Source organism: Microbacterium sp. cf332, assembly GCF_900102175.1.
Lineage (GTDB): Bacteria > Actinomycetota > Actinomycetes > Actinomycetales > Microbacteriaceae > Microbacterium.
The window spans coordinates 1-403 of sequence record NZ_FNKN01000003.1; positions in this window are offsets into that span (position 1 = coordinate 1).

Genomic DNA, 403 nt, shown 5'->3' on the forward strand with positions numbered 1-403 from the left:
CCGATGGTACTGCAGGGGGGACCCTGTGGGAGAGTAGGACACCGCCGGACTTCTTTCGTGAAAGGGCCACCCAACGCTGGGTGGCCCTTTCTCGTTTCCGGGACGAAAGGAACGTCGTGACTGAAGAAGACCGCCCGCGATCGGAGCGCAAGCCCCGTTACTCCGCTGCGGACTCCGGTGCGCGGCGGCCACGTCGTGACGACGAATCGCGGCCCCCGCGCTCCAATGACGAGCGTCCGCAACGGGACGACCGTCCGCGTCGTGACGGAGATTCGCGTCCGCGTCGTGATGGCGACTCGCGTCCGCGTCGTGATGGTGACCGTCCGTCGTATCCGAAGCGTGACGGTGACCGTCCGTCGTATCCGAAGCGTGATGGTGACCGTCCGTCGTATCCGAAGCGTGA